The following is a 24,030-nucleotide window of genomic DNA, read 5'->3' on the forward strand; positions in this document are numbered from 1 at the left end:
TCATCGATCAACTAATGGAACCTGAAAACAAATTTATTATATATACTACTCCGTCGGGCGAGGTACGAGTTGATGTTTTTTTGGAAGAGGAAACAGTTTGGCTGACGCAAAAGGCGATGGCTGCATTATTTGGAGTAGTTAAATCAACTATTAGTGAGCATGTTGCTAATATTTACGATACCAATGAATTAAACAAAACGTCAACTGTTCGGAATTTCCGAACAGTTCAGTTGGAAGGAGAACGAAGTGTGAGTAGGGAGTTGGAATACTACAACCTCGACATGATAATTTCCGTTGGTTATCGGGTAAATTCTTCAAAAGCGACGCAGTTTAGAATATGGGCAACACAAACGCTTAAGGAATTTATCATTAAAGGATTTGTTCTTGACGACACTCGTTTGAAACAGGGGCAAGCGGTATTTGAAAAAGATTATTTTAAAGAATTATTACAAAGAGTTCGTTCGATACGAGCGAGTGAACGTAGGATTTATCAACAGGTTACAGATATTTTTGCAGAATGCAGTATTGATTACGACAGGAATTCGGAAATAACCAAACATTTTTATGCTACGGTTCAGAACAAGTTTCATTTTGCAATTACCGGGAAAACCGCAGCTGAAATCGTATTTAAAACAGTGGATAGTAGTAAAGAGAGTATGGGGCTGACTACCTGGAAAAATGCGCCGGATGGAAGAGTGTTAAGATCAGACGTGACAATCGCCAAAAATTATTTATCAGAGAAAGATATTAAGCAGCTGGAACGAACTGTCACCGGATATTTTGATTATATAGAAGGCTTAATTGAACGTCAGACAACCTTTAATATGGAAGGGTTGGCGGAAAGTGTTAACAAATTCCTTACGTTTAATGAATATAAAATATTAGATGGAAATGGAAAGGTTTCCCGACTGCAAGCAGGGAAAAGGGCAATTGCAGAATATGATAAATTTAATAAGACACAAAAAATAATATCTGATTTTGATAAGGAAATTAAGAAATTGGGCAAGTGAGAATCTAAATGGGATCGGGCAGATATGGTCGTCTTTAGGTTTTTTTCTTATCATTTTCGCTTTATCATCCTGCAAACAAAAGCCAGCCAACTCAGAAAAAGCCGGTATCGCAATTTCTTTTGATGATCATTTTATAAACGATTGGTATGCATTAAGACCACTTTTTCAAAAGTATAACGCCAAAGTTACTTTTTTTCTAACCTGCCCGGATTCACTAACTGCCGACGAAATTGTCAAAATAAAACAGCTGCAAAAGGACGGACATGAAATTGGTTTTCACGGAACAATACATGGAAATGCAACAGAAATGTTGAAATCCCAAGGCGCGCAGCAATATATTGAAACCGAACTAAAACCTGGGCTGGAACATCTGGCAAGAATTGGAATAAAGCCAACTTCCTACGCCCATCCGGGTGGAAACCATACAGATCAGGCAGATTCTATATTGCTGGTAAATGGTTTTAAAATTCTCAGAGACGTGGCGCAAGCTGAAAGGAAATTATTTGGAATACCAGTCTATCACTTTGCTCCAAGAGTTATGAACTGGATTTATTATCCATTCAACAAAGAACAAATTGTGGATGCGCTGATAATTGATGAAGGAACGAATATAAGCGAGAGTGAAATTAATGAAGCATTAAAAAAGGCAAAGGAGACGAACACAGCCATCATGCTATTCGGTCATCAGCCATTATACGGAAAGCCTAAAAACGGAGAATACGGATTCAGTGTAGCATTTTTGGAAACAATCCTGAAAGAAGCAAGAGCCCAAAACCTGAGGTTTTACACCATGTCCGAACTCCCAACCGCCAAATAAAACCTCCCAAAAACTCCGCGAAAAACTCAAATAACTCTGCGTTTAACAAAAACTACCGTCCGAAATGCCGATCCTTGAAAGCCAGTAAAGGTTTTTCGAAATAGTTATAAGAAAGCGCCGTCACTGCTACGGACAATACAAAAGTCAGAATGTAGAGAATAATATGGTATGCAGTGCCGGAAATTTGTGGCGCAAAAGTTCTTAAAGCATTGATTATAAAAACAATCACAAAAACGTGATAAATATAAAGGCCGTAAGATATCTTACCTAGATAACGCATCACCTTATTTTCCAGACTGATAATTGTGTTTTTGTTACAAGAAACATTCAAAACAAAAAAGCTGAAAAAGAGCGCGTACAATTCCAGAAAACCAGTGAAGTGAACGCCGGAAAAAAAGAGAATAGCTAACAAACTGTAAACCGCAATTTGCACATCTTTTCTAAAAACGAAATCAAGAACTTTGGTTTTTTGCGAATAAACCAGATAAGCACAAAGACCTCCCAAAGCCATAGTCTGAATCCGAAATTGGCCGAAAAAAGTAGTGATTGCCGACATTTTTTCCTCATCCGTTTTATCCAAAAGATAAACGCCACCGAATAGCAAAACCGCAGTCACTAAGAGGAAAAGAAAAACAATGCGCCCGCTCTTTTTTGGATACTTGATAATCCAGGGCCATAGATAATAAAATTGCTCTTCCACACCAATTGACCAGGTTTGTGCGCACCAGTAAGGTAGATCATACAACACGAAAGCATAATTTGGAAGTACCAAAAGTAACAGTGCGAGCCGGGGAGCGACGTCATGCGCCAGCTTTTCATTCGCACCCGGAAAATACAGCAGATCAATATGTGGAAAAACAAAAAACGAAAGACCGATGATCAGAAAGTAGATCGGCCAGATCCTGAAAACCCGGCGCAGATAAAATTTCTTTGCGTCAACATCACCGAAACGGCCTTTTTCTTCGAGTAGTAAATAGGTAATTAAAAATCCGCTTAATACGAAAAACAAACCTACGCCCAGTCTTCCGGCATGTTTGATGATCGTTACATCATAAAAATTATCAATACCAAAAGCATGTTTGGCTTGCTCCAGATGATGAAAAACCACCAAAAGTGCTGCGATGCAGCGGATACCATTTAAGTTGGGGAAGTAACGTTTGTTTTCCGAGTGTGCCACGTATAATAATTCTTACTTCGATTCAAACCACGACATCCATTTCCCCTGCGCACGCATTACCTGCTCAATTACATCGCGAACTGCTCCGTAACCGCCTTTTGCAGGAGATACATAATCCGCTATCGCAAGAATTTCCTGGTCGGAATCGGCAGGACAAGCACCTAAAACAGAAGTTTTCATGACTTCATAATCCGGCAAGTCGTCGCCCATGAATACAATTTCCTTTTCAGTAAGACCGCGTTCCTGAAGATATTTTTTGAAGATTGGTAACTTTCCATCTGGTGTAGTTCCAATGAAAATGTCTTTTACCCCTAAATATTCCAGCCTTTTACGAACGCCAACCTGATTTTGTGCAGAAAGAATGGCAACATTATACCCAAGTCTGACGGCGCGGTTGATACCATATCCATCACGGACATTAAATATCCGGGGCTGTTCTCCGCTTTCCAGTGCGATAACACTGCCGTCGGTCATAACACCGTCGACATCAAAAATGAATGTTGTAATCTGTTTGAAACGCTCTTCTAAGGCTGAACTCATAAAATTTGAAGATTGGAATTGTGTGCAAAGATAGTCTAACTTTTTTCCCGGCGAAGTACCGCCTATTCATTTCCTATATGACGTGTCCGGATCCGCTCGGTCATTAAACGATAAATATCGGTCCACTCGGGATTTATTTCCTGTAAATATTCAAGATGACGGCCAGTTGTCGCCCAGTCGCCCCGCCTTGCCGGACCTGTTTGACCAAGCGCCGGATCTTCCGATTGCAGTGCTTTATTGATGGTGGTATTGATAAGCGGCTTTAACAAATCAAAGCTCATTTGCTCACGAGCAAGCAGATCATGCGAAACACTTAACAAATGATTGGTAAAATTACTCGCAAAAACAGCCGCAACATGCAGAATAAACCGCTCGTCAGAATCAACATGGCGAACATATTTGCTGATACTATCGGCCAGATTTGTCAGCCGGGTTTCCACTATATCGCTTGTCCCTTCCACACAAATCGGTAACGTTTTATAATCCATCGTGACTTCCTTTGTGAAAGTTTGCAAAGGATAAAAAACACCAGTCTGCACCGGAACATCACTGTAAATTTCCAGCAGATTTTGAAGTTCGGCCAACGTTCTTGTGCCGGAGGTATGAACGACAATTACGCCTTCTGGCAAAACAATGCGTTCAATGACAGATTTCAGCGCATCGTCTGAAACTGTAATAAAAATAATCTGCGTTTCGCTTTCCGAAAAGTTAAGATCCGGCTGAATTTCCGAATCATACAACAGCGATACCAGTTGTCTGGCCTTCTGCGTATCGCGACTGTAAACTTCACAAATAATATGGCCGGCATCTTCAAAAGCCTGAGAAAGATGCCACGCAACATTTCCGGCGCCGATAAAGGAGATTTTCATTTTTTATTGAACATTGTAATATCCTGCGTAAGTTATTAAGGCATAGTCAACTTCACAAATCAGTTTACGATTGGTGCGGTTTGTTCTGCGGATGTTATACCGGAAGGCAGCTCCATAATACGCATATTACGAAAGTGAATTTCAGCTCCTTCCGCTTCAAGACAGATATATCCTTTCTTCCTTTCCGAAGCACGAAGTCCGTTTACAAATTTTCCATTGACAGATAACTTAACCGTTCCGTCCACACAAACAACCACATATTTATTCCACTCCCCTTTTCCTCTGCAACGTTTTTCAAGGGATTTGCTGCGAATGCCCCGCGGATTATCCGGAATGGCGGTCATGCCCATGGTTGGAAATAATTCGCCGTGCACATAATCGTCGGTAGCGTTATTTTGTCTTGCATAATCCAGTTCGAGCATTTGCACTTCGATCGCTTTTGTCAGCGGATCGTCTTTGAATTGCGTTCCTTCGCTCCATACAAAAATCCCGGAATTCCCGCCGGCCGTTATATGTTTCCATTCTACTTCTAAAATAAAATTTTCATATTGTTTGTCTGAACGCATCACGCCGATCGGTAATCCCGAACAGATCAGCGTTCCGTTTTTTACTTTCCAGGTTTCTTTGGAAGTGTTGACATCAATCCATCCGTCCAGATTTTTTCCATTAAAAAGCGGACGGAAAGTTAGCGCATCTGATTGCTGCGCTTGACCTGTATGGATTGAAAACAGCACTAAGATGATAATCCTAACAATCTGATTGTTCAAAAAAATGTTATTTATGGTAAAATTTTGAATTTGCATGTGATAGCGTTTAGGTTTTTTTGGAATAAAAATTGTCCTGGAAATTATTTTATTAAAGTGAATTTGGTTTGTGTAATACTTGCTTAACAGCTCACAGTAACCCAAAAACTCCGCCGAAGGTCCCGGAAATGCAATTTTCTGTATCGGTCACCCATATCATAAGTATTCGGAAAATCCAGTCATCCGGGAAAAATTACAAACATACTTGTAATTCAATTTGTTAAACTCTATATTTGCACTCCCATTTTGCGATGGGACTGTTCTATAACAGTGTAATTTATTGAAAATCAATTAAAATTTTTGTTAATCGTGGATACGTTAAGCTACAAAACCATCTCGGCGAACAAAAACACAGTGAACAAGGAGTGGGTTGTTGTGGATGCCAAAGGTGCAGTTCTTGGTCGTTTGGCCAGTGAAGTTGCCAAAATTATCAGAGGCAAGCACAAAGCAAGTTATACTCCTCATGTAGACTGTGGTGATAATGTTATCATTATCAACGCCGATAAAGTAAAGTTGACAGGTAAGAAGTTGACAGACAAAATTTATGTTCGTCACACGGGTTACCCAGGAGGTCAGCGTTTTCAAACTCCTCGCGAATTGCTTGAAAAACACCCTGAACGTGTGATCGAGAAAGCCGTGAGAGGTATGCTTCCAAAAAGTCGTTTGGGACGTCGTTTGTTTACTAATTTGTTCGTTTATGCCGCTGCGGAACATCCGCATAGTGCTCAACAACCTAAAGAAATACAGTTTTAAGCCTCTGAGGTCTAAAACTGATAACGCAAAAGCAATACATGGAAGTTATCAACACAATTGGTAGAAGAAAAACAGCTGTGGCGCGCATCTACCTTACGCCAGGTAAAGGAGAAATCAAAGTAAACGGCCGCGATTTTAAGGAGTACTTCCCTTTCGAAGTTCACCAGATCGTTTTGCAAATGCCTTTCGCTACTATCAGCGGTAACAATGGTTACGATGTGAAAGTAAACGTAAGAGGCGGTGGAATTTCAGGACAAGCTGAGGCTGTTCGTATGGCAATTTCACGTGCATTGGTTGAATACAACGGAGAATTCCGTGGAGCGTTGAAGAAAGAAGGATTCCTTACTCGTGACCCTCGTATGGTTGAACGTAAGAAATACGGTCGTGCGAAAGCTCGTAAGAGATTCCAGTTCTCGAAACGTTAATATTTTCTTTGTCAGGAATAGTCAAGTATGGTCAGGAAATAGTCAGGTATCGTTTCGGCTTAGGAGCAAAACAATAAATGACAATCCCTTTCAACAAATGACAACTTTTGACAGAAAGATGTCCAGACAGTACTTATCGTGCCCGATGTGCTGTGCTGCGTAAAAAATTATCAATCTTATAAATTCAAATTTGGCAATGGCACAAATAGAATATAAAGACCTATTGGATGCAGGTGTGCATTTTGGTCACCTTACCCGCAAGTGGGATCCCCGTATGGCTCCATATATCTTTATGGAAAAAAACGGTATTCACATCATTGACCTGAACAAAACACTTAGCTGCGTAGAATCAGCTGAAGCTGCTTTGAAACAGATCGTTCGTTCAGGACGTAAGATCATGTTTGTGGCTACTAAAAAACAAGCGCAGGAAATCGTAACGGAAGAGGCTAAACGCCTTAAAATGCCTTACGTAACTGATCGTTGGTTGGGTGGTATGCTTACAAACTTTGGCACAATTCGCAAGTCTTTGAAAAAAATGCAGACTCTTGAGAAGATGCTTAAAGACGAAACCACGGTTAGCAATATCGCGAAAAGAGAACGCCTGATGCTTACACGTGAAAAGGACAAATTGGAAAGAGTGTTAGGTGGTGTAGCTGACTTAACGCGCCTTCCTGCTGCACTTTTCATCGTTGATGTGAAACGTGAACATATTGCGGTTTCAGAAGCAAAAAGATTGAACATCCCTATTTTTGCGATCTGTGATACAAACTCAAACCCTGAATTGGTTGATTTCCCAATTCCAAGTAATGATGATGCTTACAAAGCGATCTCATTGATTACTTTGGCAATCGGTAAGGCAATCGAAGAAGGTCTTATGGAACGCAAGCAGGATAAAGACGATCAGCGTCTTGTAGAGGAAGAAGAAGCCAAACGTCAGGTTGACAAAGGTGGTGAAGAAGCTGCTGCTGCACCACGTGCAGAAGTTCCGGCAATTGAAAGTGACGAAGAATAGTCAGGGCGATATGAACAGGGTTTTTTAAATACTCTTGTTCTTTCTGATAGATAAAGTAGCCCATAGCCATTTGCTATGGGCTACAGTTTTTTAAAATTCAAATTGAAAAATAGTTTACCTCCTATCGTTAACATTTGCTTAATCTGTTAATCAAAGGAATTGAACTGTTTTGTAAAAAGTTTTTAACCATTTAGAAATAAGTCATGGCAATTACCGCTCAAGATGTAAATAAACTTCGCCAGATGACTGGTGCAGGTATGATGGATTGTAAAAAAGCACTTCAGGAGGCTGATGGTGATTTTGACAATGCCGTTGATATTCTACGTAAACAAGGACAAAAAGTTGCTGCAAAACGTGCTGACAACGAAGTAGCAGAAGGAACTGTATTGGTAGCCATCAGCGCTGACGGTACTAATGGTAAACTTGTTGCTTTCGCTTGCGAAACTGAACCAGTTTCTAACGTTGAAGATTTCAAAACGCTTGCACAAAGCATTTTGGATAAAGCTGTTGCTGACGATATCCAGGATAAAGAATCTTTACTTGCTGCGACTTTGGCGGATGGCCGTCCTGTAAGTGAAAACATTGTTGACCTTGTTGGTAAACTAGGAGAGAAACTGGTTATCGCTGCTTACGAAAACGTAACAGCTGATCAGGTTGTTTCTTACATCCACTCAAACGGAAAACTTGGTGTATTGGTAGCGTTCGAAGGCGTTAACGGAACAGACGTTAGCGAACTTGGAAAAGACGTTGCTATGCAGATTGCTGCAATGAAGCCGGTTGCTCTTGACAAAGACGGTGTTGATTCAGCGACAGTTGAACGCGAAATCGAAGTTGGTAAAGAACAAGCTCGTGCAGAAGGCAAGCCAGAAGCTATGCTTGAAAAAATCGCTCAGGGCAAATTGCAGAAATTCTACAAAGACAATACTTTGTTGAACCAGGAATTTGTTAAAGATTCTTCACTTACAATCCGCCAATTGGTTGAGAAAACTGCTAAGGGTTTGACTGTAAAGTCATTCAAAAGAGTATCAATTGGAGCATAAGTAAAAAAAATATTTAAAAAATTAAAACAACGCCTGACGTATACTTGTATACCAGGCGTTGTTTTTGTTATTTGCCGTCAAGAAAAAAATATTTACACACAACATAGGCCTCGCTCAGTTACTTTTTGCATGTATGGCGGTCAAAACGTTTAAAGAAGAACTCAAAGAAAATAGTTACACTGACGAAGAGTTAGTTAAGCTATTTGTGGATACGCAGCGTAACCACTATTTCGAGAAACTGTACGGAAGATATGCTGATAAGGTATATCATAAGTGCCTGTCCTTTGTCAAAGATTCCGCGAAAGCCGAGGATCTTACACATGACATCTTTTTAAAATTAATTTTCAAACTCGGAACCTTCAAGGAGGATGCCAAATTTTCAACATGGTTGTATTCAATTACGTATAATCATTGTATGGATCAGTTGCGCTCCAACAAGAAAAGAGGAGAAGTTTATCAGGATGAGCCCATGGAGGTCCCTGATGATATTGATCTGAATAATCTTTTCGATGGCGATGATATCGAGGCGAGAAATCTCAAAACTGCCCTGGATACGTTAACCGTGGATGAAAAGGGTATATTGTTTATGAAATATACCGATGATCTTAGTATTAGAGACATCGCTGATATTTTTAAAATAACAGAAAGTGCTGTTAAAATGCGACTTCTCAGATCAAGAGAAAAGCTTCGGAAGAAGTATCTGGAAACCATGATTTTCCTGGGTATATTCTTTATTAAACTGATAGAGCTAATAAAGTATTTGATAAATTTTTAATATATGTCTTCTGGAAATTCGGTTTTTAAGGATTTAGAGTCAACAGAGGAAGTGCCGGAATATCTAAAAAGGGCACTTGTCTCAGAGGTGAATACAATTCGTGATACCATGCACGTAGTAACCCACTTTACCGAGCACTTCCTGGGTGCATTGGTTGTCAGCCTATCCGTTGGAGAATCAGATTGACCAGAAATTGAGAATTTCTTACAAGCAACACACATTTTACTCTCACATATGAACAGCCTCCCCAATATTTCAGAAATTCTACTTAACACTTTTAATACCTTAATAAACCAGTTTGTAATCTTCGTCCCACGTGTGATTGGCTGTTTTATTATTATCGCCATTGGTTATCTGGTTGCAAAGGGCATCACGATTGTTATCAGGAAGGTGCTCGTCACCATCGGCTTTGACAGAATCGGTGACAAACTCAATGAAATTGGCCTTATAAAACAATTAAAAACTGAAATCAGGTTAAGCGACATCGTAGCGAAGGTTGTCTATTATTTTATCCTTCTGATCTTCCTAACGGCTGCTACGGAAACCCTTGGCGTTGACGCCATTACCAGTATGGTGTTGTCTCTGGTTAATTTCATTCCGAAACTGATTGCAGCAGCCGTCATGCTCCAAATCGGTATCATGATTTCAGATGCCATCAAAAGCGCTGTTGTTGCAACCTGTAAATCTTTCAATATTCCGTCCTCAAAACTGATTGGAAATATCGCATTTGTGTTTTTTCTGATCATAACGTTTATAAGTGCGTTAGGCCAGATTGGCATCGAAACCACCTTGCTTGAATCTAGTTTTATCCTTGTAATCGGCGGAGTGATCCTCGCATTCTCGCTGGGTTATGGTATCGCATCCAAAGACGTGTTATCAAACATTATCTCCTCATTTTACAGCCGAAAGAACTTTCGTGAAGGTCAGGTGGTCAAGATCGATGACATTAAAGGCGTTATTTCCAAAATTGACAATACCACAGTTACCATAGTAAACGACCACACCACTACGATCCTGCCTTTGCAATTTTTTCAGACAAAGCAGGTGGAAATTTTCAACTAAAATGAATATTGATTTATGAGGACAAGAAGTATCAGAAAATTCACACCACTATTTATTAGCTTTTTAATGCTGGGCACCTCGATGGCTTTCGCACAGGACGACATCAAAAAAAAGGTAGATCTCGGCAACTCCCTTAATAACGGCTTATTAAAAGTGAAGGGAGACACGGCATGGAAAAAGGTTGAGTTCGGAGTAAACCTTACACAGGGTTCATTTAGCTCAAACTGGACTGGCGGGGGTGTCTCTTCCATCGCTTTGGGCGTATTTTTTAATGCACTCAGCGAGAAAAAAACAGGGAGAAATTCCTGGCGTAATGATTTCCAATCGCAATACGGTATCGTGAAAAATCAGGCCCAGGGCAGCCGAAAAAATCTTGACAGATTATTCTTTGATACAAAATACAATTATGAGCTAACCGAAAAATGGAGCCTTTTCGCAAACTTTAACTTGTTGTCTCAGTTCGGCGATGGATATAACTATTCGACTTCACCTGATTCCGTTGGTTTTAAAACGAAGGTTTCCGGTCTTTTTGCGCCAGCGTACTTAACCGAAGCAATTGGTATCGAATACAGACCTGTCCCTTATTTCTTCATAGATCTTGCTCCCGGTGCAGTTCGCCAGACAATCGTCTCAGATAAAAATTTATACAAAGCGATTCCATTGAACTATGGTGTGAAGATTGGGAAAAGAGTGCGTAACGAAGTGGGAATTGCCCAGCTGGTAGCAAACTTTGATAAGGACCTTGCAAAAAATATAAACCTTAAATTCAGGTATCTACTTTTCACGGCTTATAATAAAAATCAAATTACAGATAAACGTGAGTTTAAAAATGATCACAGGCTGGATGCAATGCTGACTGCAAAAATTGCCAAGTACTTCAATGTAAATTTAGGAGCCATTGTGGTATACAACAAAACGCAAGTAGATGATATTCAATTTGCGCAGGGATTGAGTATTGGTTTTTTATATACGTTTTGATTAGATTTCGTCAACGTTACATCTAAACTACATAACTTATGCTTCAAGAATTTAAGATTTTTATTGCCAAAGGAAACGTGCTCGATCTGGCTGTTGGTGTTGTTATTGGAGCAGCATTCGGAAAAATTACCACATCTTTGGTTGAAGATATTATAAACCCGGTTTTAGGGATCGTAATTGGCGGGGTTGATTTCACCCAACTTAAAGTTGTATTGAAGGAAGCCGTTGGCGAAACTCCGGAAGTAGCTATCAAGTATGGTAACTTTATCCAGACGCTGATTCAATTCTTAATCATCGCATGGGTTATTTTCCTTGTAGTTAAGGCTGCAAACCGCCTAAGGCTTTCAGAGTCAGAGAAGAAAGAAGTATAAAATCAATATACTTACCAAAATTTTGAAGAGGCGTGTTTTCATGCCTCTTTTTTTGTAAATAATAATTTTTCAAGAAAGCGTAAAAAAGTCTTCATTGAAAGGGATTAAACTGCGTACTTTACTTCTTAGTTAAAATGTTAAAATATGGTGCAGAAAAAACTCGTCGTATTAGGTGGAGGAGAAAGCGGGGTTGGAGCGGCAATACTTGGTAAATCAAAAGGGTTTGATGTTTTCCTTTCAGACCGTAATCCGATCATTGAAAAATACCGCGAGGTTTTGCTTCGTGAAAATATAAGTTTCGAAGAAGGACTTCATACCGATTCGATCATTCTGAATGCCGACGAAGTTATCAAAAGCCCTGGTATTCCGGACAAAGCTCCGATTATAGTTGCGCTGGTATCCAAAGGAATTCCTGTCATATCTGAAATCGAATTTGCTTCCCGTTACACGGATGCAAAACTCATTGCTGTGACCGGAAGCAACGGAAAAACAACGACTTCGCTGCTCACATATCATTTGCTGGTTGAAGCAGGTTTAAATGTCGGCCTGGCGGGAAATATTGGCGAGAGTTTTGCCTGGCAGGTAGCGGAGAAAAATTTCGATTATTATGTACTGGAAATCAGTAGTTTTCAGTTGGATAATAGTTATGATTTTCGTCCCTCCATCGCTGTTTTACTTAACATAACACCAGATCATCTGGATCGTTATGATTACAATTTTCAGAATTATGTTGACTCAAAATTCAGAATTGTTCAGAAGCAGACCTCTGAGGATAATTTTATCTATTTTGCAGACAGTGACGTGATAAGTCTGGAATTGACAAAGAGATCTATTCCGTCGAAAAAATGGGGGGTTTCTCTGGACGAAAGTTTGCCGCAAGGAGGATTTTTTAAGGATCAGAAACTGGTTTCAATCAAGGATGATTTCAGATACGAACAAAACTTTTCAGAACTTCCTATAAAAGGGCCTCATAATGCTGTCAATGCGCTTGCTTCCATTCTGGTGGCTCAATGTGTTGGGTTAACTGCCGAAGTGATTCAGGCGGGTTTGGTATCATTTAAAAATGCACCCCATCGCCTTGAACAAGTAGCGGTTCTCGCTGGAGTAACCTACGTGAATGATTCCAAAGCAACAAATGTAGATTCAGTTTTCTATGCGCTTGGAAGTTTTCAACAACCTATTGTTTTGATAGCTGGTGGTGTGGATAAGGGAAATGATTACAGCCAGATAGAAGAATTGGTTCGTCAGAAAGTAAAGGCGCTGATTATTCTAACCCCAAAATTTGAAAAGCTGAAAGAATACTTTGGAGAAATCGTTCCGGAAATTTATGTGACGCAGGATGTACAGGATGCGGTTAATACGGCCCAGAAATTAAGCGCTCCCGGAGATATTGTTTTACTATCGCCAGCGTGTGCAAGTTTCGATTTATTTAAAAATTACGAAGACCGGGGAGATAGATTTAAGCAAGCCGTTATCAACCTAGCCCAATAATTACCGCATATGGATGCTATTCAGAAAGTAAGAGAGGAAACACAGGCCTGGTTTGCGGGAAACCTGAAAGGAGATCGCTGGATCTGGGGCATTTGCGTAGGAATGTTGCTTTCGAGTATTGTGGTTGTGTATAGCGCGAGTGTGAAAGATGCATATAGTTTGAAGCAGGGCGATACTGAATATTATCTTTTCAAACATTCTGTCCTCTGCGTTCTATCGCTCCTGATTATGTATTGGGTGCACAAAATCCCTTATATCAAGTTTGTATATGTGACCAGGATGGCTGTCTGGAGCTCTATTCTGTTGCTCATTTTTGCCATGTTTTTCGGGAGATCTGTGAATGAAGCTTCACGCTGGATCGAGATACCGATCATTGGTCAACGTTTTCAACCCTCGGAGTGGGCAAAGGTTGCGCTCATTGCGCATTTGTCTCTTATTCTTGCACGGCATATAAAAGGTGGATGGAATACGCGTGAACTTTTTATGGAACCACTTGCGCTGGTAGGTGTTGTTTGCGGTTTGATTTTTACGAGTAATGTTTCGACAGCTATTATGCTTGCGGGGATCTGTTTCCTGTTAATGTTTGTCGGCAAGGTGCCGATTCATTATCTTCTGTTTACGGCCATGGGATTGGTGTTTTTTGCAGGACTGGCAATTTTGCTTAATTCAACGCAAAGGTCAGGGACAGCGCAAAACCGGATCACTGCATTTTTGGATAAGGATGTAGTCGTCTATCAATCCCAGCAATCCTATATGGCTATGGCGCGTGGAGGTTTTTATGGAGAGGGCCCGGCAAAAAGCCGGCAACGGAGATTTTTACCCGAACCCCAAAAAGATTTTATTTTTGCCGTCGTAGTAGAAGAATATGGAACACTGGGTGGACTAACCCTGATGCTTGCTTATTTAATCCTGCTCTATCGGGGCCTAAAAGCCATCGAAGCTACAAAGAGGCCATTCGGAGGACTCTTGTCCGCCGGCCTCACTTTCGTAGTCGTCGCCCAGGCATTTTCGGCGATGGCGGTTACCGTCGGCCTGGTTCCGGTAACAGGTCAGACGCTTCCATTTTTTAGCCAGGGCGGTACATCGCTACTCTTTACCGGTGTGGCAATGGGAATGATCCTCAGCGTGAGCAGAGGCGAAAAAATGGATGAGAAAAAGATTTGAAAAAACTATGTCTAAGCGAGTAATAATAAGCGGAGGAGGAACAGGCGGGCATATTTACCCTGCCATCGCGATAGCCAATGCTTTAAAAAAAATTGAACCGGGTATTGATATCCTTTTTGTAGGCGCGCTTGGGAAGATGGAAATGGAGAAAGTACCTCGCGCAGGATATGAAATAATAGGTTTGCCTATTATAGGCATCAAGCGGGAAATTTCTATTGATAATCTTGCTTTTCCTTTCAAGCTGACAAACAGTTTATGGAAGGCGAGATCGGTAATTAAAGATTTTCGTCCTGATGTGGCGGTGGGCGTTGGTGGTTTTGCCAGCGGGCCTTTATTAATGATCGCGTCTTTGTTGGGCATTCCAACGTTAATTCAAGAGCAGAATTCTTACGCCGGTATTACCAATAAACTTTTAGCAAAAAGAGCCAGCAAAATCTGTGTAGCTTATCCGGGAATGGAGGCTTTTTTTCCAAAAGAAAAAATCAGGCTGTATGGAAATCCTGTAAGAAGTGATATCGTCGATGTGACTTCCAAACGCAAGGAAGCGCTTGACTATTTTGGTTTTCAGGATAGTAAAAAAACGCTTTTTGTTATGGGAGGCAGCTTAGGAGCAAAATCCATTAATGAAAGTTTAAATGCGGGAATTGCCAATCTTGTAGAAGCCGGTTATCAGGTTTTATGGCAGACTGGAAAAGGATTTATTTCGACAGCACAGGCAACCATTTCGGGTCTGAAATCAGATCGTGCAAAAGCCTTTGACTTTATCTATGAAATGGATCTTGCATACGCGGCAGCTGATGTAGTTGTATCGAGAGCTGGCGCATTGTCTGTTTCTGAGTTGTGTCTGGCCATCAAGCCATCGATTCTTGTTCCGTTTCCTTTTGCATCAGAAGATCATCAGACGAAAAATGCAATGAATCTCGTTCAGCAGGATGCGGCAGTTTTTATTAAAGATTCAAATGCGGCTGAGGAATTGATTCCGGCAGCCATGAATTTATTGGAAGATCAGAAGAGACAGGATATTTTAAAATTGAATATTCAGAAGTTGGCAAAACCGACAGCGGCTTACGATATAGCGGCAGAAGTTTTAAAATTAATTAAGTAGGTTTTTACATTTTACCAATAACATTTTTTACCCCCGGACTTTATGAATAACTGGAAGTACATATATTTTGTAGGAATAGGCGGAATAGGAATGAGCGCATTGGCCAGATGGTTCAAAGCAAACGATTTTCAAGTGGCGGGTTATGACAAAACGTCAACTCCGCTGGTTCAAAATCTGATCGCAGAGGGGATTCCTGTTACGCTTGAAGACGAAGTAGAAAGTATTCCCGGAGCATTTTTAACCGATCCGTCTGAAACTTTAATTGTTTACACGCCGGCTGTACCTATCCAGCATAAGCAAATGAATTATTTCAGGCAGGAAAATTTTATGATCCTGAAAAGGTCACAAGTATTGGGTCTACTGACGAAAAATTTAAAAACAGTAGGAGTAGCCGGAACGCACGGTAAAACGACAACCTCATCGATAGTTGCCCATATCCTGCGATATTCAGACGTGAACTGTACAGCCTTTTTAGGTGGAATAACTCAGAATTATGGTACCAATTTGTTGTTAAATGCCCCAACAGACAACTTGAATGAGGTTGTATGCGTGGTTGAGGCTGACGAATTTGACAGATCATTTTTAACACTATTTCCGGAAATCGCAATTGTTACTTCCACAGATGCTGATCATTTGGATATCTATGGAAAACACGAAAATGTCTTAGCATCTTTCAGAGAATTTGTGAGTCAGATCGACGAGGGGGGAGCATTGTTTATGCGCGAGGGATTGGAAATTGCTGACAGTAGTAAAGCGCGGGTCTTTACTTATTCTTTGGATAGCGGTGATTATCATGCGGGGAATATAAGAATAGAAAATGCACGTTTTGTATTTGATATCATTTATCCGGACGGTTTGATCAAAGATGTTGCGATGAAAATTCCCGGATATCACAATATCGAGAATTCAATCGCGGCAAGCGCAGTGGCTTTGTATCTTGGTGTTTCCGGTGAAAATATAAAAGGAGCGCTCGAAAGTTACAAAGGAGTTAAGAGACGTTTCGAATATCAGGTTGAACTTCCTGCGAAAGTGTATATAGATGATTACGCTCACCATCCTTCGGAAATCGAAGCATTTTTATCTTCTGTAAAAGCGCTTTATCCAGGAAGGCATATTACTGGGATTTTCCAACCCCACCTATTTACACGCACGAGAGATTTTGCCGACGGATTTTCTGAAAGCTTATCACTTGTAGACAGACTATTACTTTTGGATATTTATCCTGCCAGAGAATTGCCCATTGAAGGAGTAAATTCTGAGATGCTTTTGGATAAAATTGAGATTGATGACAAACATTTGGTTAGTAAAAAAGATGTTTTAGACCTTTTACCAAAATTAAATACGGATATTGTGGTGACGATTGGAGCAGGTGATATTGACACACTTGTCGGTCCTATCAAAAATATTCTACAAAACCCATTTAGTAATAATTAGCACCAGCCCTTTTAAAATTACTAAGATGTTACGTAAATTTGAATATTCTTGGCATTTATTTAAACGTAGCTTGTGGCTCATTTTGCCTATTATTGGGATAGGTATGGCCGAAAGTCGCCTTGGTAATCAGCGCTGTAACAATATTATCATCTCAATTGACGGTGATTCGGGGATGCATTTTCTGGATAAAACAGATATTCAAATGCTCCTGACTGAAAACGGAAATGATCCATTATTGGGAAGCAGATTGCGGGATGTTCATCTTTCCGACCTTGAAAATAGGGTCAGGAAAAATAAACTTGTAAAAAAATGTCAGGTTTTTCGTGACCTAAAAGGTAATGTTGTCGTAGAAGTTGAGCAGGAAAAACCGCTTGCAAGATGGATCAATACATCGCAAAATGGGGAGTGGCGAAATACGTCAGGATACTATATTAATAATGAAGGCGTTTTTTTTCCGTTGTCAGATAGTTATTCAGCACGGACATTGTTAGTTTCAGGGCCTTTTTTTATAAATTCAAAGCAATTGAAAAGTAAAAAAGGAGTAATGCTGATGGATCTGATTCGTTTTTTAAATAAGGACGAATTCTGGAAAGCTCAGATCGCTGAAATGTATGTAGATAAAGACGGCGAAGTTCAGTTAATGACTTTGTTGGGAGACCAGCGTATTGAGTTGGGAATGCCGGAGGATTTTGCACCGAAATTTGACAAGTTGCGTATTTTTTACGACAGGGTACTTAGCAAAGATTGGAGCAGATATTCGAAAATTAGTGTTAAGTTTCAAGATCAAATAGTTTGTGAATAATAATTCACCATCAACATGGCACAGGATAATATTGTAGTAGGAGTAGATATTGGAAGCACGAAAATTACCGTTATCGCAGCACAAGGCAAAGCAACGGGATCTCGTTTTGACAATATTGAGATTTTGGGATTTAGTGAGGTTCTTGTGCCTGAAGGAGCCGTAATAAATGGTTCGGTGGAAAATATTATGCAGGTTGGAACTGCGTTACGTGAAGCGCTCGCAGAGGCTTCATCACGCTCCGATCTGGATATTGGTATTGTAAATGTAAGTTTTAGCGGAAGTCATGTACGGGTAACACCGCAGAGTGACGGTAGCATACGCCCGACATCATCAGCAGGTGATGAAGTTACGCAAAAGGATGTAGATCAATTAGTTGACGATATGTATCGGGCAAAAACTGAGGCAAATTATGATGTGCTTCATGTTTTGCCAATGGAATTCGTTGTGGATAATTCTATGGGTGTTCGTCAGCCTGTTGGAAGGACAGGTATCAAGCTTGGAGGAAATTTTTTAATTGTTTCTGCAAATAATCAATCGATACAAAGAACGAGGAAAAGTCTGATTGAAGCCGACCCGCATCTAAGATGTGACAAGATGATCTACGCGCCGCTTGCAACAAGTCTGGCTGTGCTTGACGAAGGTGAAATGAAAGCAGGTATTGCCATGGTTGATATAGGTGATCATACCACAGATCTTGTAATTTACTCAGAAGGCATTATTCGGCATATCGCTTCTTTTCCGGTGTCTGGAAGACTTATCACCGCCGACTTGAAAACGGGATGCGGGATTCAATTGCCCAATGCTGAAAAATTAAAAAAGGAGCATGGCGTGGCAATTTCTGCTGATGTGCCGCTAAATATTGAAATTTTGGTTAACTTTCTTGCAGGAAGAGCGCCAAAGCAAGTTTTAAAGAAAAATGTTGCGCTGATTATTGAAGAACGGCTGAAGGAAATTGCGGCAATGGTTTATGCCGAAATTGTTAAATCCGGATATGAGGAGCATTTAATTGGCGGCCTTGTCCTGACCGGCGGAACAGCCAACATTCCTGAAATTGAAATATTATTTGAAAAAGTGACCAATATGCCTGTTCGGGTCGGATTACCTGAACGTCTGGCGCATACTGCAAAAGCTGATGCTGTTAGCAATACTTCGTATTCAACTGCGATAGGATTAGCCTGGGCTGGTATTAAGTCAATAGATCCACGCGTAAAATCAATATGTAGACCTCCTGTACATCAAAGCGCCCCGTTAAGAGAAACACCCACTAAACCAAAAGAAGTAAAAAGATTGCCGAAAGATGACGGTTCGTTTTGGGATCGCATTATCGGTAGAAAAGACGACAGCATAGGAGATTATTGAAATTATTTGGAAGAATTGCACTTTTATCAACCACCCGGACTATGAATAAAAATTTGTTGCACTCCTTAGACCAGGACTACATAGTGAACGAAATCGTGAAGGATCCCATGACTGAACCAGCTATTATTAAAGTGATAGGTGTTGGAGGCGGAGGAAGTAATGCCGTTAACTATATGTTTGAAAAGAAAATCAAAGATGTAGAATTCGCGGTTTGTAACACAGACAGACAGGCCTTGGCGAATAGTCCGGTTCCTGTAAAAATTCAGCTTGGTGCTACATTGACCCAGGGGCTGGGAGCAGGTACAGATGCAACAAAAGGAAAAGAAGCGGCTCTTGAAACGATTGAAGAGATCAAAGCTTTGTTAGGAGGTTCAACGCAGATGGTTTTTATCACGGCCGGTATGGGCGGTGGAACGGGAACCGGAGCAGCACCTGTTATCGCACAGCTTGCCAAGGAAATGGGGAAACTTACTGTGGCGGTAGTTACAGCACCATATACCTGGGAAGGTCTTGACAAAAAGGAGCAGGCACTTGAAGGTATCGAACAATTGAAAGAATTCAGTGACACTGTACTGGTGGTACTGAATGATAAACTTGAAGAACTCTATGAAGATATGACATTGACCCAGGCATTTGCCGAGGCTGATGGAATTCTTCTTAACGCGGTAAAAAGTATTTCCGAAATCATCACGACGAATGGAAATATCAATACTGACTTTAAAGATGTTGAAAAAGTTCTTAAAAACGCGGGACAGTCTGTAATGGGAACTGCTGAGGCGACTGGTCTTGATCGCGCCCAGATAGCCATCAAAGAGGCGCTGGACTCGCCGCTTCTAAACGACCGCGATATCCGGGGTGCGAAACGTATCCTTGTTACATTGGCTACGAGCAAGAAAAGAGAAGCTACCATGAAGGAGCAGCGCGAAATCTGGAAGTATGTTCTTTCTCAGGTTGGAGGCGAAGCCAGAATGTTTAAACTTGGTACGATTACAGACGATTCTCTCAGTGACAAACTTCGCGTTACAATTGTAGCAGCAGGTTTCGATAGCATTGAATCTCCTATTCCGGGAATTGCGTTGAAAAACGGATTTAACGGAAAGACAAATCCTCACGAGGTAGTACCTGAAGTTTCCGAGGTTTTTGAGAATCATCAATCTGAATTGGTTCTTACGCAGGAGCTCGAAGAAAATACTGCCACAGGTTCAATCGACTTCATGGTTGATCCCGACGTGCTAACTTTGGATAATAATAATACATCTTCATTCACACACGTTTCTTATGTGGAGCTTGGAGAAAACAATGACTGGTCAAACGAAGAAACGGCGAAAATTGAAGCTATGATAAAATCTTTCCAGAGCGGCCTTGTTAAATGGGGTGATTTGGAAGGGCCTGCTTACCGTCGCAGCCACATTGAATTATGGAAACGCCCGTCGATTCCGGCAAACGAAATGGAACAACATTGGTTGAAATAAAAGAAAAAGGAGCTCACGAAGCTCCTTTTTCTTTTAAAAACGGATAATTTGTTCTGCCTGGATTTCCAGCAATTCTTTATATAATGGATTGGTGATTTCATTGTCGATAAAGTGTGCCTGAATTTGTGCCAGCTTAACGCGAAGTGCCAAAGTATTCATCCCCAGGTAGCTGAAAATGTCATTCAAATGACTCAACGCAGTAACGGCGCCTTGCATATTTGATGACAAACCTACCAACGCAGCTTTTTTATTTGTGAAACTGTTGGGATAAGGAAGTCCGTCAATAAAGGCTTTTAAAACCCCGGGATAAGAACCGTTGTATTCAGGTGTAATAAAAATAAATTTTTCAGCACCGTCAATCTGGCTTCTGAGTGCATTGAATGCGTCATTTTTACCACTGTTACCGTAAAGGGCCGTATAAGTAAAATCATGAGGCAGGTTAACTAAATCAAGAATGGTACTTGCCGTATTATTCTGATTGAGAAGTTTTTGGTAATATTCTGCGATGCGTCGTGACATCGAGTTCGGCCTGTTGGTGCCGACAATAATCACAATGGAAGAAGTAGCTGTCATATGTTAAGAACGAAACGAAATCCGCGGATTTGAGTTCGTTATGAAATCTTGATTAAGCGAATAAGTCCACAAGGTAAAAATAAATTTTATCCTTGCCCAATTTGTTAAACCACGGTAAAAATTAATAAATGAGAAGCATGGCTTCATCACTCTTTGACGATACCAAACATTTATTAGTATATTTGATCCCTAATTTCATTATGAATTAAGTCTATAAGAATTTTTTTACAGACAATAATTAAAGATATTAACCCACTAAAAATATGTCCTGGTTTATTCGGAAAGAAAAAGGTATCAACACTCCCACCGAAATGAAACGTGAAGCTCCGGATGGGTTGTGGTATCAATGTCCAAATTGTAAGAAAATTACAGCTACAAGAGAGCATAAATTGAACGCTTACACTTGTCCACATTGCAACTATCATGAAAAGGTGGGCTCTGATGTTTATTTTGAACTACTATTTGACCAAAATAAATTTACAGAACTGGACGCCGATCTGACTTCTGGTGATCCTCTTAATTTTGTAGATACCAAAGCATATCCGGATCGTATCAAAGCTACCCAGGCAAAAACTGGTTTAAAAGATGCGGTTCGCACCGGCCACGGAAAAATGAACGATGTTAAAGTCGTTATTGCCTGTATGGATTTTAATTTTATCGGCGGTTCTATGGGATCTGTGGTAGGAGAAAAAATCGCCCGTGCCATCAATTATTCATTGAAACACAAACAGCCTTTTTTGATGATTTCCAAATCAGGCGGAGCGCGTATGATGGAAGCGGGATTCTCATTGATGCAGATGGCTAAGACTTCTGCAAGACTCGCGTTATTGTCTGAAGAGAAAATTCCTTACATATCATTGCTGACAGATCCTACGACAGGTGGCGTAACTGCATCTTATGCCATGTTAGGAGATTTTAATATTTCTGAGCCCGAAGCTTTGATTGGTTTTGCTGGTCCTCGTGTTATTCGTGAAACAATTGGTAAAGATCTTCCAAAAGGATTCCAAAGTGCAGAATTTGTTTTGGAACACGGTTTCCTTGATTTTATCGTTGACCGTAAAGATTTGAAGGATAAACTAAGCAGTCTGCTTACAATGCTGAAATAGCGGATACGCACTGATAATATTTAGCCACAACTCTTCGTAAGATTTATCGCGGGGTTGTGGCTTTTATTATTTTTTCAAATTTATTTGAACATCTGAATTGGAGTATTGGAAACCAAGTCATGGACAATTTGCTTTTCTTCTCGTGTCCGTGATTGCATTAATCTTCCAGCCGGTTTTAGTTTTAATCATTGTGAAAACATTAACACCACAATGAGAAAATGTTTCGCCGCGGAAAAATTTATACGGAGCCCAGACAGTTGCCATCGGGCCGTCGACTGAAATTTTTACATTTGAAATTCTTTCATCCCATTTTTCCGTGTGGGGTTTCCCGACCGCAGCCACAAAGCCATCTGCTTTGCTGTTCGATATCACAACGGAGTCTTTTTCATTTATTGATACAGATGTCAAGATCGCCTGTGATGTAAAGGCGCTTCTGACAAGCGACGAATCCCCGGATCTCATTCCATCAAATAATTTGTCGACAGATGCGCGGATTGAAGTTTCTTCTGATTGTGCAAAGGCCAAGTTTGAAATAGTTATTAAAAGGCAAATTGAAATTGCAGATTTGTATAGGCGCCTGTTGGTTGTTCTTTTCATTTGTTGGTATAGTTTTAGCAAAACTGTAATTTTGCAGACCTTTTTGTGTTAGTAATAGAATATGTCAGAGAAATTAGTAAAAAAAGTCGATATCCGAAACAGACGTGCGTCGTTCGAATATTTTTTCCTTGAAGAGTTTACAGCCGGTTTGTCTTTAACAGGAACCGAAATAAAATCAATACGTCAGGGTAAAGTCAATCTTACCGATGCATACTGTTTGTTCATGGATGGAGAACTTTATGTGCGCAGCATGCACGTATCCGTTTATACAGAAGGAACACACTGGAACCATGATCCGCTACGCGACCGGAAGCTTTTGCTTACCAAACGCGAAATGCGAAAACTCAGTGAGAATTTAAAGGATCAGGGATTAACGATTGTTCCCGTACGCCTCTTTACAACTGATCGTGGTTTTGCCAAATTGCATATTGCACTTGCAAAGGGTAAGAAGCTTTATGATAAACGCGACAGCATTAAAGAAAAAGATCTGAAACGCGAAAATGATCGTGCCGATTACTAAACACTTAATGCGTGCAAGAGTTGGTTATACGATGTATTGTTCAGAAAATTTTTATATACATAAATCTCAGGCGGTACCGAAAAGTCTTTTTCAACAATAATTGAATTTTACAAAACGTTTTTTTACGTAAATTTCCTATATTGTGGGAATTAATTGCCGTAAAGACTCATGGGTAAAGTTCTGGTTCTTAATCAAGATTACAGCGCGCTTAGCGTTTGCACAGTGCCAAAAGCATTTCTGTTAGTTTATTTAAACAAAGCTGAATTGCTGGCGGAGTCGCCGACTCATTTTCTCAGGACTGTCAGGGATAACTATCCAATGCCTGTTGTTATCCGGCTCAACAGCTATATAAATCTTCCCTATCGTGGTGTCGTGATGACCCGTCATAATATTTTTAAAAGGGATGGGAACCGATGTCAATATTGCGGAACCCATGATCATCTGACCCTGGATCATGTTATGCCCAAGTCCAGAGGAGGAAAAACAACCTGGGATAATTTAGCGACTGCCTGCAAACGTTGCAATTCAAAAAAAGGGGATTACACACCGGAAGAAGCCGGAATGCATTTAAGGCAACGCCCATTCCGACCTTCGTTTCTGATGTTTATCCGCGACTTTTCAGGTTTTACTGATGCAGAATGGCTTCCTTATCTCGGCTCAAAAGAAAGAGCTGCTAACTGATTGAAACTCCCCTACTTCGCCTGTTTTGGCAACTTATAATTTTTTTCTAAATCAAATCCTAGAGATAAGGATTTTTATTTAGAAAATACCTACC

Annotated in this window: 27 protein-coding genes; 21 read left to right on the forward strand and 6 right to left on the reverse strand. The window is 40.4% G+C overall.

The genetic code is table 11. From position 1 onward, the window contains the following. The first annotated feature begins 14 nt into the window (after nucleotides 1–14). Together L0657_RS15170 and L0657_RS15175 are read left to right on the forward strand one after the other, a co-directional pair. Nucleotides 15–1,010, forward strand: coding sequence for a virulence RhuM family protein (locus tag L0657_RS15170; RefSeq protein ID WP_235151643.1), 996 nt, complete (start codon nucleotides 15–17; stop codon nucleotides 1,008–1,010). Next, nucleotides 979–1,827: a polysaccharide deacetylase family protein gene (locus tag L0657_RS15175; RefSeq protein WP_235151644.1), complete on the forward strand. Its 849-nt coding sequence runs from the start codon at nucleotides 979–981 to the stop codon at nucleotides 1,825–1,827. The genes L0657_RS15170 and L0657_RS15175 overlap by 32 nt, the downstream gene beginning before the upstream one ends. Before the next feature lie 52 nt (nucleotides 1,828–1,879). Here L0657_RS15175 and L0657_RS15180 read toward each other — a convergent pair whose 3' ends face one another. The 4 genes from L0657_RS15180 to L0657_RS15195 all read right to left on the reverse strand — a co-directional run bounded on the left by L0657_RS15180 (nucleotide 1,880) and on the right by L0657_RS15195 (nucleotide 5,180). Next, complete coding sequence (locus L0657_RS15180) at nucleotides 1,880–3,004, reverse strand: acyltransferase (RefSeq protein WP_235151645.1); 1,125 nt, start codon at nucleotides 3,002–3,004, stop codon at nucleotides 1,880–1,882. Nucleotides 3,005–3,016: 12 nt separating this feature from the next. Next, complete coding sequence (locus tag L0657_RS15185; RefSeq protein ID WP_235151646.1) at nucleotides 3,017–3,544, reverse strand: HAD family hydrolase; 528 nt, start codon at nucleotides 3,542–3,544, stop codon at nucleotides 3,017–3,019. A 62-nt stretch (nucleotides 3,545–3,606) separates the two neighbouring features. Continuing rightward, nucleotides 3,607–4,413, reverse strand: coding sequence for a Rossmann-like and DUF2520 domain-containing protein (locus L0657_RS15190; protein ID WP_235151647.1), 807 nt, complete (start codon nucleotides 4,411–4,413; stop codon nucleotides 3,607–3,609). Between the two features lie 59 nt (nucleotides 4,414–4,472). After that, nucleotides 4,473–5,180, reverse strand: a complete 708-nt coding sequence (locus tag L0657_RS15195; protein WP_235151648.1) for a DUF1080 domain-containing protein — start codon at nucleotides 5,178–5,180, stop codon at nucleotides 4,473–4,475. Between the two features lie 345 nt (nucleotides 5,181–5,525). On the opposite strand from L0657_RS15195, the gene rplM reads away from it, so the two are divergent. The 16 genes from rplM (at nucleotide 5,526) to ftsZ (ending at nucleotide 20,459) form a co-directional block, all read left to right on the forward strand. Beyond that, nucleotides 5,526–5,969 carry a 50S ribosomal protein L13 gene (gene rplM / locus L0657_RS15200; RefSeq protein ID WP_090340119.1) on the forward strand — a complete coding sequence of 148 codons (444 nt, stop codon included), beginning with the start codon at nucleotides 5,526–5,528 and terminating at the stop codon, nucleotides 5,967–5,969. 38 nt (nucleotides 5,970–6,007) lie between these two features. Then, nucleotides 6,008–6,394 (forward strand): 30S ribosomal protein S9, encoded by a 387-nt coding sequence (rpsI, locus tag L0657_RS15205; RefSeq protein ID WP_234648220.1) that lies wholly within the window; start codon nucleotides 6,008–6,010, stop codon nucleotides 6,392–6,394. Nucleotides 6,395–6,590: 196 nt separating this feature from the next. Beyond that, nucleotides 6,591–7,406 (forward strand): 30S ribosomal protein S2, encoded by an 816-nt coding sequence (gene rpsB, locus L0657_RS15210; RefSeq protein WP_234648219.1) that lies wholly within the window; start codon nucleotides 6,591–6,593, stop codon nucleotides 7,404–7,406. 203 nt (nucleotides 7,407–7,609) lie between these two features. After that, nucleotides 7,610–8,446: a translation elongation factor Ts gene (gene tsf, locus L0657_RS15215; RefSeq protein WP_235151649.1), complete on the forward strand. Its 837-nt coding sequence runs from the start codon at nucleotides 7,610–7,612 to the stop codon at nucleotides 8,444–8,446. Between the two features lie 133 nt (nucleotides 8,447–8,579). Further along, nucleotides 8,580–9,221, forward strand: coding sequence for an RNA polymerase sigma factor (locus L0657_RS15220; RefSeq protein WP_090340107.1), 642 nt, complete (start codon nucleotides 8,580–8,582; stop codon nucleotides 9,219–9,221). A 3-nt stretch (nucleotides 9,222–9,224) separates the two neighbouring features. After that, a complete protein-coding gene (locus L0657_RS15225) occupies nucleotides 9,225–9,407 on the forward strand; it encodes a hypothetical protein (RefSeq protein ID WP_235151650.1) in 183 nt (60 codons plus the stop codon). Nucleotides 9,408–9,455: 48 nt separating this feature from the next. Then, entirely contained in the window at nucleotides 9,456–10,283 is an 828-nt protein-coding gene (locus L0657_RS15230) for a mechanosensitive ion channel family protein (protein WP_235151651.1), read from the forward strand. 15 nt (nucleotides 10,284–10,298) lie between these two features. After that, a complete protein-coding gene (locus L0657_RS15235; protein ID WP_235151652.1) occupies nucleotides 10,299–11,261 on the forward strand; it encodes a DUF3078 domain-containing protein in 963 nt (320 codons plus the stop codon). A gap of 38 nt (nucleotides 11,262–11,299) precedes the next feature. After that, entirely contained in the window at nucleotides 11,300–11,632 is a 333-nt protein-coding gene (gene mscL / locus L0657_RS15240; protein WP_235151653.1) for a large-conductance mechanosensitive channel protein MscL, read from the forward strand. A gap of 144 nt (nucleotides 11,633–11,776) precedes the next feature. Then, nucleotides 11,777–13,123 carry a UDP-N-acetylmuramoyl-L-alanine--D-glutamate ligase gene (gene murD / locus L0657_RS15245; protein WP_235151654.1) on the forward strand — a complete coding sequence of 449 codons (1,347 nt, stop codon included), beginning with the start codon at nucleotides 11,777–11,779 and terminating at the stop codon, nucleotides 13,121–13,123. Nucleotides 13,124–13,132: 9 nt separating this feature from the next. Next, nucleotides 13,133–14,287, forward strand: a complete 1,155-nt coding sequence (locus L0657_RS15250; RefSeq protein WP_235151655.1) for an FtsW/RodA/SpoVE family cell cycle protein — start codon at nucleotides 13,133–13,135, stop codon at nucleotides 14,285–14,287. Nucleotides 14,288–14,294: 7 nt separating this feature from the next. Then, nucleotides 14,295–15,392, forward strand: coding sequence for an undecaprenyldiphospho-muramoylpentapeptide beta-N-acetylglucosaminyltransferase (gene murG, locus L0657_RS15255; protein ID WP_235151656.1), 1,098 nt, complete (start codon nucleotides 14,295–14,297; stop codon nucleotides 15,390–15,392). 42 nt (nucleotides 15,393–15,434) lie between these two features. Next, nucleotides 15,435–16,826, forward strand: coding sequence for a UDP-N-acetylmuramate--L-alanine ligase (murC, locus tag L0657_RS15260; protein ID WP_235151657.1), 1,392 nt, complete (start codon nucleotides 15,435–15,437; stop codon nucleotides 16,824–16,826). Between the two features lie 25 nt (nucleotides 16,827–16,851). Then, nucleotides 16,852–17,628: a cell division protein FtsQ/DivIB gene (locus tag L0657_RS15265; protein WP_235151658.1), complete on the forward strand. Its 777-nt coding sequence runs from the start codon at nucleotides 16,852–16,854 to the stop codon at nucleotides 17,626–17,628. 15 nt (nucleotides 17,629–17,643) lie between these two features. Then, nucleotides 17,644–18,987 (forward strand): cell division protein FtsA, encoded by a 1,344-nt coding sequence (gene ftsA, locus L0657_RS15270; RefSeq protein WP_235151659.1) that lies wholly within the window; start codon nucleotides 17,644–17,646, stop codon nucleotides 18,985–18,987. 41 nt (nucleotides 18,988–19,028) lie between these two features. Further along, nucleotides 19,029–20,459 carry a cell division protein FtsZ gene (ftsZ, locus tag L0657_RS15275; RefSeq protein WP_235151660.1) on the forward strand — a complete coding sequence of 477 codons (1,431 nt, stop codon included), beginning with the start codon at nucleotides 19,029–19,031 and terminating at the stop codon, nucleotides 20,457–20,459. A 33-nt stretch (nucleotides 20,460–20,492) separates the two neighbouring features. Here the strand turns inward: ftsZ and L0657_RS15280 are convergent, their stop codons facing one another. Then, nucleotides 20,493–21,032, reverse strand: a complete 540-nt coding sequence (locus L0657_RS15280; RefSeq protein WP_255717872.1) for an NADPH-dependent FMN reductase — start codon at nucleotides 21,030–21,032, stop codon at nucleotides 20,493–20,495. A gap of 263 nt (nucleotides 21,033–21,295) precedes the next feature. Here L0657_RS15280 and accD point away from each other — a divergent pair, with 263 nt between their 5' ends. Continuing rightward, nucleotides 21,296–22,138: an acetyl-CoA carboxylase, carboxyltransferase subunit beta gene (gene accD, locus L0657_RS15285; protein ID WP_235151661.1), complete on the forward strand. Its 843-nt coding sequence runs from the start codon at nucleotides 21,296–21,298 to the stop codon at nucleotides 22,136–22,138. A gap of 117 nt (nucleotides 22,139–22,255) precedes the next feature. On the opposite strand, the gene L0657_RS15290 is transcribed toward accD, so the two are convergent. Further along, nucleotides 22,256–22,735 carry a nuclear transport factor 2 family protein gene (locus L0657_RS15290; RefSeq protein ID WP_235151662.1) on the reverse strand — a complete coding sequence of 160 codons (480 nt, stop codon included), beginning with the start codon at nucleotides 22,733–22,735 and terminating at the stop codon, nucleotides 22,256–22,258. A gap of 61 nt (nucleotides 22,736–22,796) precedes the next feature. Here L0657_RS15290 and smpB point away from each other — a divergent pair, with 61 nt between their 5' ends. Together smpB and L0657_RS15300 are read left to right on the forward strand one after the other, a co-directional pair. After that, nucleotides 22,797–23,255 carry an SsrA-binding protein SmpB gene (smpB, locus tag L0657_RS15295; protein WP_235151663.1) on the forward strand — a complete coding sequence of 153 codons (459 nt, stop codon included), beginning with the start codon at nucleotides 22,797–22,799 and terminating at the stop codon, nucleotides 23,253–23,255. Between the two features lie 168 nt (nucleotides 23,256–23,423). Further along, complete coding sequence (locus tag L0657_RS15300; protein ID WP_235151664.1) at nucleotides 23,424–23,936, forward strand: HNH endonuclease; 513 nt, start codon at nucleotides 23,424–23,426, stop codon at nucleotides 23,934–23,936. Nucleotides 23,937–24,030 lie beyond the last annotated feature (94 nt).

It is taken from the genome of Dyadobacter sp. CY345 (assembly GCF_021502725.1).
Lineage (GTDB): Bacteria > Bacteroidota > Bacteroidia > Cytophagales > Spirosomataceae > Dyadobacter.

Bases quoted from the DNA above. Each gene is read 5' to 3' on its own strand.
- smpB (WP_235151663.1), top strand. From the start codon at position 22,797: ATGTCAGAGAAATTAGTAAAAAAAGTCGATATCCGAAACAGACGTGCG.
- tsf (WP_235151649.1), top strand. From the start codon at position 7,610: ATGGCAATTACCGCTCAAGATGTAAATAAACTTCGCCAGATGACTGGT.
- accD (WP_235151661.1), top strand. From the start codon at position 21,296: ATGTCCTGGTTTATTCGGAAAGAAAAAGGTATCAACACTCCCACCGAA.
- rpsB (WP_234648219.1), top strand. From the start codon at position 6,591: ATGGCACAAATAGAATATAAAGACCTATTGGATGCAGGTGTGCATTTT.
- L0657_RS15185 (WP_235151646.1), bottom strand. From the start codon at position 3,544: ATGAGTTCAGCCTTAGAAGAGCGTTTCAAACAGATTACAACATTCATT.
- L0657_RS15190 (WP_235151647.1), bottom strand. From the start codon at position 4,413: ATGAAAATCTCCTTTATCGGCGCCGGAAATGTTGCGTGGCATCTTTCT.
- L0657_RS15170 (WP_235151643.1), top strand. From the start codon at position 15: ATGGAACCTGAAAACAAATTTATTATATATACTACTCCGTCGGGCGAG.
- ftsZ (WP_235151660.1), top strand. From the start codon at position 19,029: ATGAATAAAAATTTGTTGCACTCCTTAGACCAGGACTACATAGTGAAC.
- murD (WP_235151654.1), top strand. From the start codon at position 11,777: ATGGTGCAGAAAAAACTCGTCGTATTAGGTGGAGGAGAAAGCGGGGTT.
- ftsA (WP_235151659.1), top strand. From the start codon at position 17,644: ATGGCACAGGATAATATTGTAGTAGGAGTAGATATTGGAAGCACGAAA.
- L0657_RS15225 (WP_235151650.1), top strand. From the start codon at position 9,225: ATGTCTTCTGGAAATTCGGTTTTTAAGGATTTAGAGTCAACAGAGGAA.
- mscL (WP_235151653.1), top strand. From the start codon at position 11,300: ATGCTTCAAGAATTTAAGATTTTTATTGCCAAAGGAAACGTGCTCGAT.
- L0657_RS15280 (WP_255717872.1), bottom strand. From the start codon at position 21,032: ATGACAGCTACTTCTTCCATTGTGATTATTGTCGGCACCAACAGGCCG.
- L0657_RS15230 (WP_235151651.1), top strand. From the start codon at position 9,456: ATGAACAGCCTCCCCAATATTTCAGAAATTCTACTTAACACTTTTAAT.
- L0657_RS15290 (WP_235151662.1), bottom strand. From the start codon at position 22,735: ATGAAAAGAACAACCAACAGGCGCCTATACAAATCTGCAATTTCAATT.
- L0657_RS15235 (WP_235151652.1), top strand. From the start codon at position 10,299: ATGAGGACAAGAAGTATCAGAAAATTCACACCACTATTTATTAGCTTT.
- murC (WP_235151657.1), top strand. From the start codon at position 15,435: ATGAATAACTGGAAGTACATATATTTTGTAGGAATAGGCGGAATAGGA.
- L0657_RS15300 (WP_235151664.1), top strand. From the start codon at position 23,424: ATGGGTAAAGTTCTGGTTCTTAATCAAGATTACAGCGCGCTTAGCGTT.
- murG (WP_235151656.1), top strand. From the start codon at position 14,295: ATGTCTAAGCGAGTAATAATAAGCGGAGGAGGAACAGGCGGGCATATT.
- L0657_RS15220 (WP_090340107.1), top strand. From the start codon at position 8,580: ATGGCGGTCAAAACGTTTAAAGAAGAACTCAAAGAAAATAGTTACACT.
- rpsI (WP_234648220.1), top strand. From the start codon at position 6,008: ATGGAAGTTATCAACACAATTGGTAGAAGAAAAACAGCTGTGGCGCGC.
- L0657_RS15250 (WP_235151655.1), top strand. From the start codon at position 13,133: ATGGATGCTATTCAGAAAGTAAGAGAGGAAACACAGGCCTGGTTTGCG.
- L0657_RS15265 (WP_235151658.1), top strand. From the start codon at position 16,852: ATGTTACGTAAATTTGAATATTCTTGGCATTTATTTAAACGTAGCTTG.